The organism is Pseudomonas sp. ChxA (genome assembly GCF_030263855.1).
GTDB lineage: Bacteria > Pseudomonadota > Gammaproteobacteria > Pseudomonadales > Pseudomonadaceae > Aquipseudomonas > Aquipseudomonas fluorescens_CB.
On sequence record NZ_JARPMK010000001.1, the window covers coordinates 977437 to 994503 of the forward strand.

Annotated in this window: 16 protein-coding genes and 2 pseudogenes; 12 read left to right on the top strand and 6 right to left on the bottom strand. The window is 59.6% G+C overall.

Annotated elements, in window-relative coordinates:
• The first annotated feature begins 132 nt into the window (after positions 1–132).
• Entirely contained in the window at positions 133–561 is a 429-nt protein-coding gene (locus tag P5706_RS04330; RefSeq protein WP_285678633.1) for a DUF4160 domain-containing protein, read from the top strand.
• Positions 558–1025, top strand: coding sequence for a DUF2442 domain-containing protein (locus P5706_RS04335; protein ID WP_200431464.1), 468 nt, complete (start codon positions 558–560; stop codon positions 1023–1025). The genes P5706_RS04330 and P5706_RS04335 overlap by 4 nt, the downstream gene beginning before the upstream one ends.
• Before the next feature lie 38 nt (positions 1026–1063).
• Here P5706_RS04335 and trmA read toward each other — a convergent pair whose 3' ends face one another.
• Complete coding sequence (trmA, locus tag P5706_RS04340; protein WP_285678634.1) at positions 1064–2143, bottom strand: tRNA (uridine(54)-C5)-methyltransferase TrmA; 1080 nt, start codon at positions 2141–2143, stop codon at positions 1064–1066.
• The gene (locus P5706_RS04345) at positions 2140–3435 is read right to left on the bottom strand and encodes an NCS2 family permease (protein ID WP_065911126.1); all 1296 of its coding nucleotides are present in this window, start codon (positions 3433–3435) and stop codon (positions 2140–2142) included. The genes trmA and P5706_RS04345 overlap by 4 nt, the downstream gene beginning before the upstream one ends.
• 209 nt (positions 3436–3644) lie before the next feature.
• On the opposite strand from P5706_RS04345, the gene P5706_RS04350 reads away from it, so the two are divergent.
• The 6 genes and pseudogenes from P5706_RS04350 to P5706_RS04375 form a co-directional block, all read left to right on the top strand.
• Complete coding sequence (locus P5706_RS04350) at positions 3645–4088, top strand: DUF4879 domain-containing protein (protein WP_200431466.1); 444 nt, start codon at positions 3645–3647, stop codon at positions 4086–4088.
• A 96-nt stretch (positions 4089–4184) separates the two neighbouring features.
• Entirely contained in the window at positions 4185–4694 is a 510-nt protein-coding gene (locus P5706_RS04355; RefSeq protein ID WP_200431467.1) for a (2Fe-2S)-binding protein, read from the top strand.
• Positions 4691–5680 (top strand): FAD binding domain-containing protein, encoded by a 990-nt coding sequence (locus P5706_RS04360; RefSeq protein WP_200431468.1) that lies wholly within the window; start codon positions 4691–4693, stop codon positions 5678–5680. Before P5706_RS04355 ends, P5706_RS04360 begins: the two co-directional genes overlap by 4 nt.
• Positions 5677–7860, top strand: coding sequence for a xanthine dehydrogenase family protein molybdopterin-binding subunit (locus P5706_RS04365; RefSeq protein ID WP_285678636.1), 2184 nt, complete (start codon positions 5677–5679; stop codon positions 7858–7860). Before P5706_RS04360 ends, P5706_RS04365 begins: the two co-directional genes overlap by 4 nt.
• 176 nt (positions 7861–8036) lie before the next feature.
• A pseudogene (locus P5706_RS04370) lies at positions 8037–8153 on the top strand (hypothetical protein); the annotation flags it as partial.
• 176 nt (positions 8154–8329) lie between these two features.
• Positions 8330–8446, top strand: a pseudogene (locus tag P5706_RS04375) (hypothetical protein); the annotation flags it as partial.
• A gap of 431 nt (positions 8447–8877) precedes the next feature.
• Here P5706_RS04375 and P5706_RS04385 read toward each other — a convergent pair.
• Positions 8878–10116, bottom strand: a complete 1239-nt coding sequence (locus tag P5706_RS04385) for an MFS transporter (RefSeq protein ID WP_285678637.1) — start codon at positions 10114–10116, stop codon at positions 8878–8880.
• A 317-nt stretch (positions 10117–10433) separates the two neighbouring features.
• Here P5706_RS04385 and P5706_RS04390 point away from each other — a divergent pair, with 317 nt between their 5' ends.
• The 3 genes from P5706_RS04390 to P5706_RS04400 are packed head-to-tail and all read left to right on the top strand — an operon-like array spanning position 10434 to position 13062.
• Positions 10434–11873 carry a cytochrome ubiquinol oxidase subunit I gene (locus P5706_RS04390; RefSeq protein WP_017139317.1) on the top strand — a complete coding sequence of 480 codons (1440 nt, stop codon included), beginning with the start codon at positions 10434–10436 and terminating at the stop codon, positions 11871–11873.
• 1 nt (position 11874) lies between these two features.
• Positions 11875–12882: a cytochrome d ubiquinol oxidase subunit II gene (gene cydB / locus P5706_RS04395; protein ID WP_200431471.1), complete on the top strand. Its 1008-nt coding sequence runs from the start codon at positions 11875–11877 to the stop codon at positions 12880–12882.
• 12 nt (positions 12883–12894) lie between these two features.
• Positions 12895–13062, top strand: coding sequence for a DUF2474 domain-containing protein (locus P5706_RS04400; RefSeq protein ID WP_285678638.1), 168 nt, complete (start codon positions 12895–12897; stop codon positions 13060–13062).
• Positions 13063–13117: 55 nt separating this feature from the next.
• On the opposite strand, the gene P5706_RS04405 is transcribed toward P5706_RS04400, so the two are convergent.
• Positions 13118–14242 (bottom strand): methyltransferase, encoded by a 1125-nt coding sequence (locus P5706_RS04405; RefSeq protein ID WP_200431472.1) that lies wholly within the window; start codon positions 14240–14242, stop codon positions 13118–13120.
• Positions 14243–14409: 167 nt separating this feature from the next.
• Complete coding sequence (locus tag P5706_RS04410) at positions 14410–15120, bottom strand: helix-turn-helix transcriptional regulator (RefSeq protein ID WP_285678639.1); 711 nt, start codon at positions 15118–15120, stop codon at positions 14410–14412.
• 428 nt (positions 15121–15548) lie between these two features.
• On the opposite strand from P5706_RS04410, the gene P5706_RS04415 reads away from it, so the two are divergent.
• Positions 15549–16325: a ferredoxin--NADP reductase gene (locus P5706_RS04415; protein WP_285678640.1), complete on the top strand. Its 777-nt coding sequence runs from the start codon at positions 15549–15551 to the stop codon at positions 16323–16325.
• A gap of 45 nt (positions 16326–16370) precedes the next feature.
• On the opposite strand, the gene mscL is transcribed toward P5706_RS04415, so the two are convergent.
• Complete coding sequence (mscL, locus tag P5706_RS04420) at positions 16371–16787, bottom strand: large-conductance mechanosensitive channel protein MscL (RefSeq protein WP_017737414.1); 417 nt, start codon at positions 16785–16787, stop codon at positions 16371–16373.
• Between the last annotated feature and the right edge of the window lie 280 nt (positions 16788–17067).

Sequence of the window (17067 nt, forward strand, 5' to 3'; positions counted from 1 at the left end):
GTTACAACCCCGCATTCGCGGGGTTGTTCGTCGTTACTAATCTGTGAAAAAGCTTCGCAAGGATGGAGCCGGTTGTCGGGTGCCACGGAAAAATTGTTACCTGGCGGAAAATAACCTAACGGATGGGTTACGATGAAAGTAGGTGCTTACAAGGGATATGTGATTTCAGTACTTCTGCGGGATGAGCACTGCCCGCCCCACGTTCATGTCAGGGGCATGGGATGGGATGCGCGTTTTCGTTTCAGCTTCCTGAATGGGGACGTGGAGTTGTGGGATGTGGAGCCGGATCGCAGGCGGCCACCCACAGCACTCCTGAAGGAACTACGCGAGGCGATCATGCAGCGGCACTATCTGGCGCGGGCACGCCGGATCTGGTGGGAGAAACTGCAAACGATTTGCCTGGAGAACCATTCCTGGGATTGGGAAGCCGATGAGGTATTGCCGGGGCTGATCATTCAGCGCGGTATTTATGTGATTGCACGTGCCCGGCACGATGTCGTGGGGCAGAAGACAATTTTGAATCTGGTCAGGGCGCCGGGTTTTGTGGAGATTGATTTATGAAAAAAATCGTAAAAGCCAAAGTCGTACCCTATAAGCCGCTCACGGATGCCGATGTCGACAAGGCAATTGCCCGTGGTCGCAAGCTCAAGCGTCTTTACGCCAACGCCAGCAACGTGCGCTATGAACACGAGTGCATTTCCATCGGCTTCAGCGATGGTAGCCGCGTCATGTTGCCTGTGGCCGGGCTGCCGGAGTTTGAAGGGTTTTCCCTGAAGGACTTTCAGCAACTGGAGGTCGGCTTTGGCGGCAAGGCGCTGTGCTGTGAGGCGCAGGATCTGGACGTGTCGATCACCGGCCTGATCGCCACCAGCCAGCCCTTGATGGACCTGGCAACAAGCCTGGTGGCATCGCGCAACGGTCGCAAGAGCAGCGCCGCCAAAACCGCCGCCGCCCGAGCCAATGGCAAGAAGGGCGGTCGGCCACGCAAGGAGCCGTTGGATAACGGTGATTCAACAGATGCATGAAAACCCAGTGTGGGAGCAGGCAAGCCAGCTCCCACAGTTTACCGCCGGGTCAATAACACCCCGGACTCCATATGGTGCGTCCACGGGAACTGGTCAAACATCGCACACTGGGTAATCCGGTGCGTGTCATGCAGTTGCGCAATGTTCGCCGCCAACGTCTCCGGGTTGCAGGAGATGTACAGGATGTTGTCAAAACGTCGGGTCAGTTCGCAGGTGTCCGGGTCCATGCCGGCGCGCGGTGGGTCGACGAAGACGCTACCGAATTCGTAGCTTTTCAGGTCGATGCCGTGCAGGCGGCGGAACGGGCGAACTTCGTTAAGTGCCTCGGTGAGCTCTTCGGCAGACAGGCGCACCAGCGTGACGTTAGCCACTGCGTTTTCATCGAGGTTGCTTAAGGCTGCATTCACCGAGGTCTTGCTGATTTCGGTGGCCAGCACCTTACGCACGCGGGTCGCCAGTGGCAGGGTGAAGTTGCCGTTGCCGCAGTACAACTCCAGCAAATCATCCGGGCGATCGCCCAAGGCTTCATAGGCCCAGTTGAGCATCTTCTGGTTCACGGTGCCGTTGGGCTGGGTGAACGCGCCCTCGGGTTGGCGGTAGCTGAACGTGCGGCCACCGACCTCGAGTTTTTCCACCACGTAGTCGTGGCCGATCACATCACGCTTGCCCTTGGAGCGGCCGATGATGCTGACATTCAAGTCGGCCGCCAGCTTGTTCGCAGCAGTGTGCCAATGCTCGTCCAGCGGGCGGTGATAGCAAAGGGTAATCATCGCGTCGCCGGCCAGTGTGGTCAGGAACTCCACCTGGAACAGCTTGTGGCTCAAGGCTGCGCTGGCTTGCCAGGCGGCCTTGAGTTGCGGCATCAGCTGGTTGATGCGTTGGCTTGCGATCGGGAAATCTTCGATCAGGATCGGCGTGCGTTTGTCGTCCTGGGAGAACATCGCGTAGTGGCGCTCGCCGCCTTCGCGCCACAGGCGAAATTCTGCGCGCAGGCGGAAGTTCTGCAGCGGCGAATCGAAGACCTGCGGTTCGGGGGCGTCGAACGGTGCCAACAGGTCACGCAGGCGCGTGACCTTGTCTTGCAGTTGAACGGTGTAGCTTGCGGCGTCAAAAGTCATGCGTTGAACCAGCCCAGCTTGATCACAAACAGAATCGACAGGATCACCAGTGCCGGGTTCAGCTCACGGTAGCGGCCCGAAAGCAGCTTGATGGCGGTCCAGGCGATGAAACCGAAGGCAATGCCGTTGGCGATGGAGTAAGTGAAAGGCATCGCCAGGGCGGTGACCACCACGGGCGCTGCAACGGTAATGTCATCCCAGTCGATTTCGGCCAGGCCCTGGGTCATCAGCACGGCCACGAACAGCAGCGCCGGCGCGGTGGCAAACGCTGGAACACTGGCGGCCAGCGGCGAGAAGAACAGCGCCAGCAGGAACAGGATGGCAACCACAATGGCGGTCAAGCCGGTACGGCCACCGGCACTTACGCCTGCTGCCGACTCGATGTAGCTGGTGGTGGTCGACGTACCCAGCAGCGAACCGGCCATGGCGGCGGTACTGTCGGCGATCAGTGCACGGCCCATTTTCGGCATGTGGCCGTCCTTGCCCATCAGGCCGGCGCGCTTGGCCACGCCGATCAGGGTGCCGGAGTTGTCGAACAGGTCAACGAACAGGAAGGCGAAGATCACGCTGACCAGGCCGATATCCAGCGCACCTTTGATATCCAGTTGCAGGAAGGTCGGGGCCAGGGACGGTGGCATCGACGTCACGCCGCCGAACGGGGTGAAGCCCATCACGATAGACACGATGGTCACCGCCAGGATGCCGATCAGCACCGCGCCGCGTACTGCCAGGGCCTCTAGCGCAACAATCAGCGCGAAACCCAAGGTGGCGAGAATCGGCGCCGGTTGTTTCAGGTCGCCCAGGCCGACCATGGTGGCCGGGTTGCTGACCACGATGCCGGCGTTGTGCAGGGCGATCAGCGCCAGGAACAGGCCGATACCGGCGGCAATCGCCGAACGCAGCGGCAGCGGGATGCTGTTGATGATCCACTCACGGATGCGGAAGATCGACAGCAGGAAGAACAACACCGCCGAAATGAATACCGCGCCCAACGCGACTTGCCAGGTGTGGCCCATGTGCAGGACCACGGTGTAGGTGAAGAAGGCGTTGAGGCCCATGCCCGGTGCCAGCGCGATCGGGTAGTTGGCGATCAGGCCCATCACGGTCGAACCGATGGCGGCGGCCAGGCAGGTGGCGACAAACACCGCGCCCTTGTCCATACCGGTCTCGCCGAGAATGCTCGGGTTCACGAACAGAATGTAGGCCATGGCCAGAAAGGTCGTGATACCCGCGAGAATTTCGGTGCGCACGTTGGTGTTGTGTGCTTTGAGTTGAAACAGCTTTTCCAGCATGCCGGCTCCCTGTGACGCTATTTTGCGTCGTTATTTGTTGACCTCTAAGTCAAAGCACAAACTGCGCCAAGCGCCTGTGGTTTCAGAGAGGATCGGAAAAAGCGGCGCATGATACCAGCAGCCGACGCGATGTGGCGGATAGGCTGCGTATTCTCGAATCTGGCCTTGAGGCATACTGCGCCGACGTTAAATACAGGGTCGTTATCAGCATGAAAAAAGCCAACGCCAGCAGTCTAGCTCTGTTCGCCGCAATCGGCCTGGGGCTTGTGGCACCGGCGTGGGGCGCGGCTGCACCGCCCTTGAGCGAAGTGCGGGTGTTCAAGGTCGAGTCGGCGCGCTGCACGGAAACCATCCCCACGGGAGTGACGACCACCCAAATGTGTACCCATCGTGGCCCGACCAAGGTCTCGGTGATGGAAGTCGGCCTGGGCAAAAGCCCGATGGGACGCTTCAATGGTGCCGAATTGAATGGGCAACGCACGCCGGTGTGTCAGGTGGGCAACATCAGCGAAGTCTGTAACGGCGCAGGCACTGTGATGGGCTACATCTATGTGTTTGACCTGAATGTCCAGGCCCAAGGCTGGTTCGAATTCAGCAATATCTCGATCAATGGTCCGCAAAACACCTTGAAACTCGAGTTCAACATCCTCTGATCAATCCCCTTGAACGCTCACTACCCCGGGAAGTCGTAGCCCTAAGACGGCGACTTTCCTGAACGCCGCGGAAGTGCACCAACCCGTGAGGTGTTTATGAGCGCGACCCCCAATGGCGCGACGACCAAACCGTTCGTCAGCCACCCGATACGCCTGACCCTGAATGGCCAAGACCGCCAGTTGCAGGTGTTGCCCTGGACCACCTTGCTGGACCTGCTGCGTGAACAGCTGGATCTGGTGGGTAGCAAAAAAGGCTGCGACCACGGCCAGTGCGGCGCCTGCACGGTGTTGCGCGATGGCAAACGTATCAACGCCTGCCTGACCCTGGCGGTGATGTGCGACGGTGCCGAATTGACCACCATCGAGGGCCTGGCCGACGGCGACCAGTTACACCCGATGCAGCAGGCCTTTATCCAGCGTGACGCGTTCCAGTGCGGCTACTGCACGCCGGGGCAGATTTGCTCCGCCGTCGGCCTGGCCAATGAAGGCCGTGCCCACAACACCGCGCAAATTCAGGAACTGATGAGCGGCAACCTGTGCCGCTGCGGGGCCTACAGCAATATTCGCGATGCCATTGAAGACGTCGTGCTGGGAGGTGACCAATGAACCCCTTCCAGTACAGCAAGCCGGCCGATGTGCAGGAAGCCGTGCAGTTGAGCAGCGCGACGTCGCGGTTTATCGCCGGTGGCACCAACCTGCTGGACCTGATGAAAGAAAACATCAGCCGCCCCGAACACCTGATCGACATCACCGGCTTGGCGCTCAAAGGCGTAGAAGCGACCGCCGACGGCGGGGTGATGATCGGCGCGTTGGTCAGCAATGCCGACCTGGCCTGGCACCCGCTGATCGAGGCGCGCTACCCATTGCTGTCCCAGGCCATCCTGGCGGGCGCCTCGCCGCAACTGCGCAATATGGCCAGTACCGGCGGCAACCTGTTGCAACGTACCCGTTGCTACTATTTCTATGATGCCAGCGTGCCGTGCAATAAGCGTGAACCTGGCAGCGGCTGCCCGGCGCGCACCGGGTTGAACCGCATTCATGCGATCCTCGGCGCCAGCGAACACTGTGTGGCCACCCATCCCTCAGACATGTGCGTTGCCCTCGCAGCGCTGCAGGCACGGGTACATGTAGAAGGGCGTGGCGGCGCACGGGTGATCGAGTTTGCTGATTTTCATCGCTTGCCGGGCGATACGCCTGAGCGCGACAACCTGCTGGCCGACGATGAGCTGATCACCGCCATCGAACTGCCGCCTGACCGTCTCGCCAACCATAGCCACTACCTGAAAATCCGCGACCGTGCGTCCTACGCCTTCGCCCTGGTCTCCGTTGCCGCCGCGCTGGAACTGGAAGGCGACACCATCGTCGATGCGCGCCTGGCCCTTGGTGGTGTGGCCCACAAACCTTGGCGCGATCGCGCCGTGGAAGCCGCACTGATCGGGCAAACGGTCAGCCGTGAAACCTTCAGCCAGGCCGCTGACGCCCTGTTGCAAGACGCAGAGCCCTTGGAACACAACAGCTTCAAGATCAAGCTGGCACGCCGCGCAATCATTCGTGCCTTGAGTGACGCCGCTGTCGCAGGAGAACGCTCATGACCGCTGTCGGCAAACCCCTGGACCGTGTTGACGGTCTGCTCAAGGTCACCGGCCAGGCGCGTTATGCCGGTGAGTTTCCAGGCAACGACTTGCTGCATGGCAGTGTCGTCTCAAGCACGATTGCCAAGGGCCGGGTCCTCCGGATCGACGCGTCCAAAGCCCTGGCGCTGCCGGGCGTGATCAAGGTGCTTGATCATCTGAACCGCCCTAAACTCGCCAGCTACGATGAGGCCTTCGCCGATGCCGATGCGGCCGACGGCTCGCCGTTTCGCCCGCTGTATAACGACCGCGTGCTGTATAGCGGCCAACCTCTGGCCCTGGTGATCGCCGACAACCTTGAACTGGCGCGGCACGCTGCCTCGCTGGTCGAGATCGAATACGCGAGCGAGGCGTTTGCAACCGACTTGGTTGCCGAGCAGGAGCAGGCGCATCCCTCGCCGCAAACGCCGCCCAAACCACGGGGTAACTTCCAGGCCGAATGGGCCGCTGCCGCCGTCAGCCTGGATATGCACTACAGCACGCCCATCGAGCACCACAACCCGATGGAGCCCCACGCCAGCACCGTGCTGTATCAGCCGGACGGCACCCTGCATATCCACGACAAGACCCAAGGCCCGCAGAACTGCCAGGCGTATGTGCAAAAAGTCTTCGGCCTGGATAAAAGCCAGGTAAGGATTTTTGCCGCATTCGTCGGCGGTGCCTTTGGCTCGGGCCTTCGCCCGCAGTATCAATTACCGCTGGCGGTGATGGCAGCGCTGGCACTCAAGCGTTCGGTGCGCGTCACCTTGACCCGTCAACAGATGTTCACCTTTGGCTACCGCCCGCGCACTCTGCAACGTTTGCAACTGGGCGCTGCTGCCAATGGTCGCCTATTGGCGTTGGGCCACACTGCGATTGGCCAGACCTCGCGCTTCGAAGATTTCAGCGAACATGTGGTGGAATGGAGCGGCATGCTCTACCACTGCGACAATGTGCAACTGACCTACAAACTGGTGCCTCTGGACGTCTATACGCCGATGGACATGCGTGCGCCGGGCGCTGCGCTGGGTGTGATCGGTCTGGAATGTGCGATGGACGAACTGGCCTGCGCCCTGGGGATGGACCCAGTGCAACTGCGGCTGATCAACTACGCCGAGCGCAACCAGAACGAAGACAAGCCCTGGTCGAGCAAAGCCCTGCGTGAGTGTTACCGCGAAGGCGCCGAGCGTTTCGGCTGGAGCCAGCGCAACCCCGAGCCGCGCAGCATGCGTGATGGCAACCAGTTGATCGGCTGGGGTATGGCCGGTGGTGTGTGGGAGGCCCTGCAGATGAAGGCCAGCGCCAAGGCGCAGCTGGATGCCCAAGGCCAATTGACGGTCAGCAGCGCCACCACTGATATCGGCACCGGCACCTATACGGTGATGACCCAGATTGCCGCGCAAACCAGTGGTGTGGCGATGGCCGATGTGCGTTTTCTGCTGGGTGACTCGTCGTTACCCACGGCGCCGTTACAGGGCGGCTCGTTTACCGTGTCGTCCGTCGGCACTGCGGTGCAGCAAGCCTGCGAGGCGCTGAACGCCAAGCTGTTGGCGGTTGCCCGGCAGACTTACCCGGTGTTCAAAGAGGCTGAATCGGTGCGCTTTGAAGACGGCCAGTTGCACACCGGTGACGTGAGTGTGTCCTTGGCACAACTGGTCAAGGACAGTGGCGAAGAAGTGCTGGCTGTTCAGGTTGACAGCCAACCGGACAAAAAGCGTGAAGGCTATGCGACGGCGACCCATTCGGCAGTGTTTGTCGAGGTTCAGGTCGACGAAGACCTGGGCACGATCAAGGTGCGTCGGGTGGTCAGCGCCATTGCGGCCGGGCGGGTGGTCAACCCGAAGATGGCCCGCAGCCAGATCCTCGGCGGCGTGGTCTGGGGCATCGGCATGGCCCTGCATGAAGAAACCCAGGTCGACCATCAACTGGGGCGCTACATGAACCACAGCCTGGCCGAGTACCACATCCCGGTGAATGCCGACATCGGCGAGATTGACGTGGTATTTGTCGAAGAACACGACGAAATCGTCAACGCCCTGGGTTCCAAGGGCGTCGGTGAAATCGGCATTGTCGGGGTGGCGGCGGCGGTGGCGAATGCGATCTACCATGCCACCGGCAAGCGCGTGCGGGAGTTTCCTATCACCCTGGATAAGGTGCTGTAGCGCAGGTCTTCAAACCTCCGCAGATCCAATTGTGGGAGCTGGCTTGCCTGCGATTGCGGTATGTCAGCTAAAAATCAGTGACTGACACTCCGCCATCGCAGGCAAGCCAGCTCCCACATTGACTACTTTTCAACCAGGTTATAGCTTAGTTTCTTCCACCGGCACATGCATCCGATCGCGGTTGCGGTGAAATCGGTATTGTCGGGGTGGCGGCCGCCGTGGCGAATGCGATCTACCATGCCACCGGCAAGCGCGTGCGGGAGTTTCCTATCACCCTGGATAAGGTGTTGTAGCGCAGGTCTTCAAACCTCCGCAGATCCAATTGTGGGAGCTGGCTTGCCTGCGATTGCGGTATGTCAGCTAAAAATCAGTGACTGACACTCCGCCATCGCAGGCAAGCCAGCTCCCACATTGACTACTTTTGAACCAGGTTATAGCTTGGTTTCTTCCACCGGCACATGCATCCGATCGCGGTTGCGGTGAAATCGGTATTGTCGGGGTGGCGGCCGCCGTGGCGAATGCGATCTACCATGCCACCGGCAAGCGCGTGCGGGAGTTTCCTATCACCCTGGATAAGGTGCTGTAGCGCAGGTCTTCAAACCTCCGCAGATCCAATTGTGGGAGCTGGCTTGCCTGCGATTGCAGTATGTCAGCTAAAAATCAGTCACTGACACTCCGCCATCGCAGGCAAGCCAGCTCCCACATTGACTACTTTTCAACCAGGTTATAGCTTGGTTTCTTCCACCGGCACATGCATCCGATCGCGGTTGCGGTGAAATCGGTATTGTCGGGGTGGCGGCCGCCGTGGCGAATGCGATCTACCATGCCACCGGCAAGCGCGTGCGGGAGTTTCCTATCACCCTGGATAAGGTGTTGTAGCGCAGGTCTTCAAACCTCCGCAGATCTAATTGTGGGAGCTGGCTTGCCTGCGATTGCGGTATGTCAGCTAAAAATCAGTGACTGACACTCCGCCATCGCAGGCAAGCCAGCTCCCACATTGACTACTTTTGAACCAGGTTATAGCTTGGTTTCTTCCACCGGCACATGCATCCGATCGCGGCTGGCCAGGGTCGGAAACAGCTTTATCCACACCCCCGTCACCAACAGCGTGCCAATCCCGCCCATCACCACGGCAGGCACGGTGCCGAACCAGTGGGCGGTAATCCCCGATTCAAACTCACCCAGTTGGTTGGATGCGCCGATAAAAAGGCCGTTGACCGCACTGACCCTCCCGCGCATTTCATCCGGTGTTTCCAGCTGCACGAACGATGCGCGGATCACCATACTGATCATGTCCGCCGCGCCCAACACCACCAGCACGGCCAGCGAGAACCAGAACGACGTCGACAGGCCGAACGCAATGGTTGCCACGCCAAACACGCCGACGGCGGTGAACATCACACGGCCGACCTTGCGGTCTACCGAGAACCTCGCCAGCCATAGCGACATCAACAGCGCACCCACCGCCGGCGCCGAACGCAGCAGACCCAGGCCCCAGGCGCCGGTCAGCAGGATGTCCTTGGCGAACACCGGCAGCAATGCGGTTGCACCGCCCAGCAGCACGGCGAACAAGTCCAGAGAAATGGCGCCGAGAATGTCCGGGCGGCTGCGAATAAAGCGAATCCCGGCCAGCAGCGAGTCCATGGTTGCCTTGGCCTTGTTCAACGGCGTCTGGCGTGCGGGCAGGTTAAGAGTCAATACGCAGGCAATCAGGTACAGCGCCACGGTTGGGCCATATACCCACACGCTGCCGAACGCATAGAGCAAGCCGCCCAAGGCCGGCGCGACGATGGTCGCCAGTTGCTGGGCCGACTGCGATGAGGCCACGGCCCGTGGGAACAGCGCGCTGGGTACGATACTGGGCAACAGCGCCTGGGTGGTGGGCATTTCAAACGAGCGTGCAGCGCCAAGCAGGAAGGCGAGGATAAAGATCATCTCGCGGGTCACGTTGCCGGTCAGACCGCCGATGGCCAGGGACAAGGCAATCAATGCCTGCACGGTCTGGCAGATGGCAGCGACCTTGCGCCGCTCATAGCGATCAGCCACATGCCCGGTGTGCAACATGAACAGCACGCGCGGGATGAACTCCACCAGGCCGACCAGGCCCAGGTCCAGCACGTTGCCGGTCAGTTGGTAGAGGTTCCAGCCGATGGCCACGGTAAGCATCTGGAAACCGCTGGCGGTGAAGATGCGCGCCAGCCAGAACGCGATAAAAGGACGGTGGTGGCGCAACAGCAAGGCGGGTTCACTGGGCATCGGGGATACGGGTTCGGAACGGAGTGAATGGCGAGATTAGCATCAAGCTGTAACAAATAGTTGCAAGAACTGAGCTGAGGCAAGCTGTCACGCGGCAAAAGACCACGCCGTCCTACAGCCAAAATGGGACTACTCTTTGAGCAATGCTTGATCCAGATCAAAACCGGCCCCGGGATTGTTCTGGCGGCCGAAAGGCCAGAATCCCTACGTGATGGGTAAAAAAAGAAACGAATTGAAATTCGCCACACTCCATATCCGTGGGGGCAGTGGGTGCAGGCTCCCGCCAGCAGCCGGTATTACCTGACAGAGGAAGACTTATGTTCGGTTTGGAGGCGCTAGATCTCGCCCGAATTCAATTCGCGTTCACCATCTCGTTTCACATCCTGTTCCCGGCGATCACCATCGGCCTGGCCAGTTACCTTGCGGTGCTGGAAGGCTTGTGGCTCAAGACCCACAACGATACCTACCGTGACCTCTACCATTTCTGGTCGAAGATCTTTGCCGTCAACTTCGGCATGGGGGTGGTTTCGGGCTTGGTCATGGCTTACCAGTTTGGTACCAACTGGAGCCGTTTCTCGGACTTCGCCGGCGCCGTCACCGGACCGCTTCTGACCTACGAAGTGCTCACGGCCTTCTTCCTTGAGGCGGGTTTCCTCGGGGTGATGCTGTTCGGCTGGAACAAAGTGGGGCGCAAGCTGCACTTCTTTGCCACGGTGATGGTGGCCGTCGGTACGCTGATTTCGACCTTCTGGATTCTGGCTTCCAACAGCTGGATGCAGACGCCGCAAGGCTTTGAAATTATCGATGGCCGGGTGATACCTACCGACTGGCTGGCGGTGATCTTCAACCCGTCGTTCCCCTATCGCCTGATGCACATGGCTACAGCAGCCTTTGTCGCCACGGCGTTCTTCGTCGGTTCTTCGGCGGCCTGGCACCTGCTGCGCGGCAAGGACAACCCGGCAATCCGCACCATGCTGTCGATGGCGATGTGGATGGCCTTGATTGTGGCGCCTATCCAGGCGGTGATCGGTGACTTCCATGGCCTCAACACCTTGAAGCACCAACCGGCGAAAATCGCCGCGATTGAAGGCCACTGGGAAAATATCGGCAACGAACCGACGCCGCTGATCCTGTTCGGCTGGCCCGACATGAAGGCTGAAAAAACCAAATACGCGGTGGAAATTCCGTACCTTGGCAGCCTGATCCTGACCCACTCCCTGGACAAGCAAGTGCCGGCGCTCAAGGAGTTCCCGCCTGAAGATCGCCCCAATTCGACCATTGTGTTCTGGTCGTTCCGGGTCATGGTCGGCCTGGGCTTCCTGATGATCTTCACCGGTCTGTTCAGCCTGTGGCTGCGCCGGGGCGACAAGATGTACACGTCCAAACCGTTCCTGTACCTGGCTTTGTGGATGGGGCCATCCGGCCTGATCGCGATTCTTGCCGGTTGGTTTACCACCGAAATCGGCCGCCAGCCGTGGGTGGTGTACGGGCTGATGCGCACTGCGGACGCCTCCTCCGGGCATAGCCTGGCGCAGATGACCATCACCCTGGTGTTGTTCGTGGTGGTGTACTTCGCGCTGTTCGGCGCCGGTTTGGGCTACATGATGCGCCTGGTGCGCAAAGGTCCGCAGACCCACGAAGGCAGCGAGCCAACCCATGGTGGCCCGGGCCAGAAACGTACACCGGCCCGTCCGTTGTCCGCCGCCGATGACGGCAGCGATGACGACCACACCCACATCCAGCACAAGGGGAATTGAGATGGGTATTGATCTTCCGCTGATCTGGGCCGTGATCATCATCTTCGGCATCATGATGTACGTGGTGATGGACGGCTTCGACCTGGGTATCGGCATCCTCTTTCCGTTTATCCCCGGCAAAGTCGACCGCGATGTGATGATGAACACCGTCGCGCCGGTATGGGACGGCAACGAAACCTGGCTGGTACTCGGCGGCGCGGCGCTGTTCGGCGCGTTCCCGCTGGCCTATTCGGTGGTGTTGTCGGCGTTGTACCTGCCGCTGATCCTGATGCTGATCGGGCTGATCTTCCGGGGCGTGGCCTTTGAGTTCCGCTTCAAAGCCAAGGACGACAAGCGTCACCTGTGGGACAAGGCGTTTATCGGTGGCTCCATCGCCGCGACGTTCTTCCAGGGCGTGGCGCTGGGGGCGTTTATCGATGGCATTCCGGTGGTGGATCGCCAGTTTGCCGGCGGCTCCCTGGACTGGCTCACGCCGTTCACCCTGTTCTGTGGTGTTGCACTGGTGGTCGCCTATGCCTTGCTCGGCTGCACTTGGCTGATCATGAAAACCGAAGGCAAGTTGCAGGAGCAGATGCACAACCTGGCGCGGCCATTGGCCTTTGTGGTGCTGGCAGTGATTGGTATCGTCAGCCTGTGGACGCCGCTGGCGCACCCGGAAATCGCCTCACGCTGGTTCACCCTGCCGAACCTGTTCTGGTTCCTGCCGGTGCCGATCCTGGTGCTGGTGACCATGTACGGGTTGATCCGCGCCGTGGCGCGTAATGCGCACTACACGCCGTTCCTGCTGACGCTGGTGCTGATTTTCCTCGGCTACAGTGGCCTGGGGATCAGCCTGTGGCCGAACATCATTCCGCCTTCCGTGTCGATCTGGGACGCTGCCGCACCGCCGCAGAGCCAGGGCTTTATGCTGGTGGGCACGTTGTTCATTATCCCGTTTATCCTGGGCTACACCTTCTGGAGCTACTACGTGTTCCGCGGCAAGGTCACCCACGAAGACGGCTACCACTAGGAGGGTCGTTGTATGTCCGGCAAACCTTCGTTACACGAGATTGAACAGGCCGAGAAACAGCCGTTTTGGCGGCGCCTGGGGTGGCTGGCGATGATCTGGACCGGCAGCGTGCTGGCCCTTTTCGTCGTGGCCAGCCTGATGCGCATGTTTATGAATGCGGCTGGCCTGACCACTCACTGACCTCCCGATCCGGGCTTTGCGGCCCGGTTTTCAAGCCCTCGCTTCGAGGGCTTTTTTATTTACGGGCTTTGAGGATGACGAACTTCGGCGTGGCGGCTACTTGTTCAACGCCCCGGAACAATCGCGCCAATTTGCTGTGATAACCCAGGTGGCGGTTGCCGACGATATAAAGGGCACCGCCCACTACCAGCGCTTCGCGCGCCTGCTGGAACATGCGCCAGGCGAGGAAGTCGCCGACCACCTGTTGCTGGTGGAACGGCGGGTTGCACAGCACCACGTCCAAGGATTGCGCTTCCTGGCCGGCGAGGCCGTCGGCGGCGCGCACGATAACCTCGCGCGCACCGAAGGCGGCCTGCCAGTTTTCGGCTGCCGACTGCACGGCCATGTAGGACTCATCCACCAGGGTGTACTGTGCGTCGGGGTTTTGCAGGGCACTGGCAATCGCCAATACGCCGTTGCCGCAGCCCAGGTCTGCTACGCGCGCGCTGCCGAGATTGTTTGGCAGGTGCGGGAGGAAGGCGCGGGTGCCGATGTCGAGGCCTTCGCGGCAGAACACGTTGGCGTGGTTCAACAGCTCGATGGCCGGTGCGTCCAAGGTGTAGCGGGTAGGGTAGGGCGAGACGGCGGCCGGGCGAGCTTCAACTGTGGCGATCAGCAACCGGGCCTTTTTGACCGCGAGGGAGGCGTGCATCGGGCCGATATAGCGCTCCAGCAACTCGCCCGCCGCCCGTGGCAGGTGCTTGACCATCGCCCCGGCAATCACTTGGGCGCCGGGCGCCAGTTGGCCGTGCAGGCGGATCAACTGCTCTTCCAACAGGGCCAAGGTCTTTGGCACGCGGATCAGCACGCGGTCGAACGGCCCGGCCGGCACTTGGCTGGCCGGCACGAATGCCACCGCATCAAAGGTCTTGCCGTTGCGCATCAGGTTTTTTTCCAGGCCCTGGGCCGCCAGGAACGAATCGCCGCTGGACGTGACCTGCACCTGGCCCTCCAGGCTGGCCGCCAACGCGCCGAAGCTGTCATTGAGCACCAGCACACGGGTCGCAGCGCCTGGCTGCTGCTCGGCCAGGTAGCTGAGCAGGTACTCGTCGGCGGCATCAAAGGCCTGCAACGGGTCATTGTGTTGCTCTGGCTGGCGAATCAGGTCGAGCTGGGCGAAGGGGCTGTCAAGCAGGGGCATGGCGGAGGGAGCTCTGGGTCATCGATGGGGCGGCAGCGGGTACGGGCAACCGGCGCAACCATCCGAGTGAACAACGAAGCGGCATCAAGACGCCGTATCAACACTCAGAATTGGCCGTAAATGTTACTTTTTTTTCGATGGGATTACATGCGGTGTTTCTTCAGCGGTTAAAACAGACCGGCTTTGGAGGCCCTGAGCACAGCGGCAATCTTGTTATTAACTCCCAGTTTTCTCAAGCAACTGCTGATATGAAAACCCACCGTACGCTCAGACAGGCACAGGATCGTGGCAATGTCCGACGCCGTCTTGCCCAGGGCCGACCACCTGAGGATTTCTGTTTCTCTTGGGGTCAACTTGCAAGGCGCTACGACGCTCTGTTTTTCGGCATATGTTTGCGCCACCGCAGCGTGCATCACGTGGCAGAGCCAGAGGACCTGGCCGGCTTTCTCGTAAAGCTCTTCCGGGCTGACTTCGCCGTTGCTTCTGCCCAGGGTCAGCATGCTGAACACGCCTTTAAAGTCGTGTACGGCTTGGGACCATCCAAAGTGCACACCAAACGACTGGGCCAACGACCAGAGGTGCGGTGCGTCGCTGAAAGTTTTTTGATCCCACACGATGGGCATCACACTGGCTTTGCAGTGAGCGACCACCGGATCAATGTCAAAGAAGTGCGCTTGTTTGTAAACGTTGTTCCATTCGGTTGGGTAGTTGTTGAAGTGAACGGGTTTTGCTTGAGTGGCTGGTTGTTGTGAGCTCATCGTGAATGAGCAGTATTGAAACCCAAGCTCATAGGTGTGATTGACGACCATCTCATAAATAGTGGTGATCTTGTTCTCACCTTCCAGTTTGGGGAGTCGTGTATTACGCCAGTTGACCATTGGTAACTCTCCATGCGTGTTGTTGCCCGGGCACGTCCTATCTCCCAGTGAGGTACGGAAATCAGTGTAGGACAAAGCCTACACATCGTAATGTGAAAAAATTTTACTGAATGTCCGCATTTTGTTTGTTTAAACCTTGTGCAGCGAGTCATTGTTTGTACATGTAGTCCAAAAGCTTATATAACTTCAATAAGTTCAATGGGTTGGCAGTGATGTTAAGTTGGCATTTGTTTAGGTGCACTGCGACATTTAATGGCCGGTTGAAGGGTTGGAAATAGCTAAATGATTAGTTGGAACTGGGTAGTCCCGATCCGATCACTGGTTGTGTAACCGAGCGGTCGCTCGCATTGGCAATGCCAGTACAAACCAGCGGTGTTTCCCGCAGCGGCTTTGGGGGACACTAGGGCACCTGTTCAACGGAGCCCCCCATGACGGCCAGTGCTGAGAAATTTACCCGCCAGACCCTGCTCGAGGTGCAATCGCTGACGCCCAGCCTCTTTACTCTGCGCACCACCCGTGACCCGGGCTTTCGGTTTACCGCCGGACAGTTTGTGCGCTTGGGCGTGACCAAGGCGGATGGCAGCACGGTGTGGCGCGCTTATTCCATTGTGTCCTCACCGTTCGACGAGCACCTGGACTTCTTCTCTATCGTCGTTCCGGGTGGCGAGTTCACCAGTGAATTAAGCCGCCTGAAGGTCGGCGATACCTTGATGGTGGAGCGCCAGGCCACAGGCTATCTGACCTTGAACCGCTTTGTGGATGGGCGTGATCTGTGGCTGCTGGGCACCGGCACGGGGGTGGCGCCGTTTCTGTCGATCCTGCAGGATTTCGAGGTCTGGGAAAAATTCGAGCGCATCGTGCTGGTCTACAGCGCCCGTGAGGCCAAGGAGTTGGCGTATCAGTCGCTGATTAACACGCTGGGCGAGCGCGAATACCTGGCCGAATACGCGCACAAACTCACCTACATTCCCATCGTCACCCGTGAGCAACATTCCGGGGCGTTGAACGGACGCATCACCACGCTGATCGAGAATGGCGAGTTAGAGCGCGCTGCCGGCGTAGAACTGACGCCGGAGCACTCCCGCGTGCTGATTTGCGGCAACCCGCAGATGGTCGATGACACACGCCAGTTGCTCAAGCAGCGCGACCTGCAACTGAGCCTCAGCCGGCGCCCAGGGCAAGTCGCGGTAGAAAATTACTGGTAATAAAAAAGGCGCCTGAAACAGGCGCCTTTTCCAAGCAAACTCGGGTTAAAGCGGCTTGTCGTTTTGTGCTTTAAGCAGATCACGGATCTCGCCCAGCAGCACCTCTTCCTTGGTCGGCGTCGGTGGCAGACTTGGCGCAACAGCTTCTTCGCGCTTCAGGCGGTTGATGGCTTTCACGCCCATGAAGATGGCGAAGGCGACGATCACGAAGTCGATCACGCTCTGGATAAACTTGCCATACGCCAGTACCACGGCGGGCACATCACCCTGCGCGGCCTTGAGAGTTATCGCCAGGTCCCCGAAGTCCACACCACCGATCAGCAGACCAATGGGTGGCATCACCACGTCGCCTACAAACGAGGAAACGATTTTACCGAAGGCGGCGCCGATGATGATACCGACGGCCATATCGACCACATTACCTTTGACCGCGAAGGCCTTGAACTCACTGATCACGCCCATAGGTTATTCCTTGTTACAGATGAGAAGGGTGGAGGTCAGTGTAAGTCAGTCGTAGCCCGCTTGCTCGACACAACCGTTAACACTGTCAATTTTTATCGACCGATTAAATCGCAAATAGTTTGCAAAGTGCCACCAATCGCGCGCGAAATACTCGCTACTTCAGGGGCTTACCACACTTTTTTCTTAATCAGCCCGGTGGTGTTTTTCTATTTATCTTCTGACTCGCAGGTCACTAGCCTCTGGCAAGCACAACTGAATGTGCACTAAAAAAGCCAGAGGA

Coding starts and splice junctions, on each gene's coding strand:
- P5706_RS04350 (WP_200431466.1), top strand. CDS start 3,645: ATGAAAAAAGCCAACGCCAGCAGTCTAGCTCTGTTCGCCGCAATCGGC.
- P5706_RS04365 (WP_285678636.1), top strand. CDS start 5,677: ATGACCGCTGTCGGCAAACCCCTGGACCGTGTTGACGGTCTGCTCAAG.
- P5706_RS04355 (WP_200431467.1), top strand. CDS start 4,185: ATGAGCGCGACCCCCAATGGCGCGACGACCAAACCGTTCGTCAGCCAC.
- cydB (WP_200431471.1), top strand. CDS start 11,875: ATGGGTATTGATCTTCCGCTGATCTGGGCCGTGATCATCATCTTCGGC.
- P5706_RS04390 (WP_017139317.1), top strand. CDS start 10,434: ATGTTCGGTTTGGAGGCGCTAGATCTCGCCCGAATTCAATTCGCGTTC.
- P5706_RS04330 (WP_285678633.1), top strand. CDS start 133: ATGAAAGTAGGTGCTTACAAGGGATATGTGATTTCAGTACTTCTGCGG.
- P5706_RS04415 (WP_285678640.1), top strand. CDS start 15,549: ATGACGGCCAGTGCTGAGAAATTTACCCGCCAGACCCTGCTCGAGGTG.
- P5706_RS04345 (WP_065911126.1), bottom strand. CDS start 3,435: ATGCTGGAAAAGCTGTTTCAACTCAAAGCACACAACACCAACGTGCGC.
- P5706_RS04385 (WP_285678637.1), bottom strand. CDS start 10,116: ATGCCCAGTGAACCCGCCTTGCTGTTGCGCCACCACCGTCCTTTTATC.
- P5706_RS04405 (WP_200431472.1), bottom strand. CDS start 14,242: ATGCCCCTGCTTGACAGCCCCTTCGCCCAGCTCGACCTGATTCGCCAG.
- P5706_RS04410 (WP_285678639.1), bottom strand. CDS start 15,120: ATGGTCAACTGGCGTAATACACGACTCCCCAAACTGGAAGGTGAGAAC.
- trmA (WP_285678634.1), bottom strand. CDS start 2,143: ATGACTTTTGACGCCGCAAGCTACACCGTTCAACTGCAAGACAAGGTC.
- mscL (WP_017737414.1), bottom strand. CDS start 16,787: ATGGGCGTGATCAGTGAGTTCAAGGCCTTCGCGGTCAAAGGTAATGTG.
- P5706_RS04360 (WP_200431468.1), top strand. CDS start 4,691: ATGAACCCCTTCCAGTACAGCAAGCCGGCCGATGTGCAGGAAGCCGTG.
- P5706_RS04335 (WP_200431464.1), top strand. CDS start 558: ATGAAAAAAATCGTAAAAGCCAAAGTCGTACCCTATAAGCCGCTCACG.
- P5706_RS04400 (WP_285678638.1), top strand. CDS start 12,895: ATGTCCGGCAAACCTTCGTTACACGAGATTGAACAGGCCGAGAAACAG.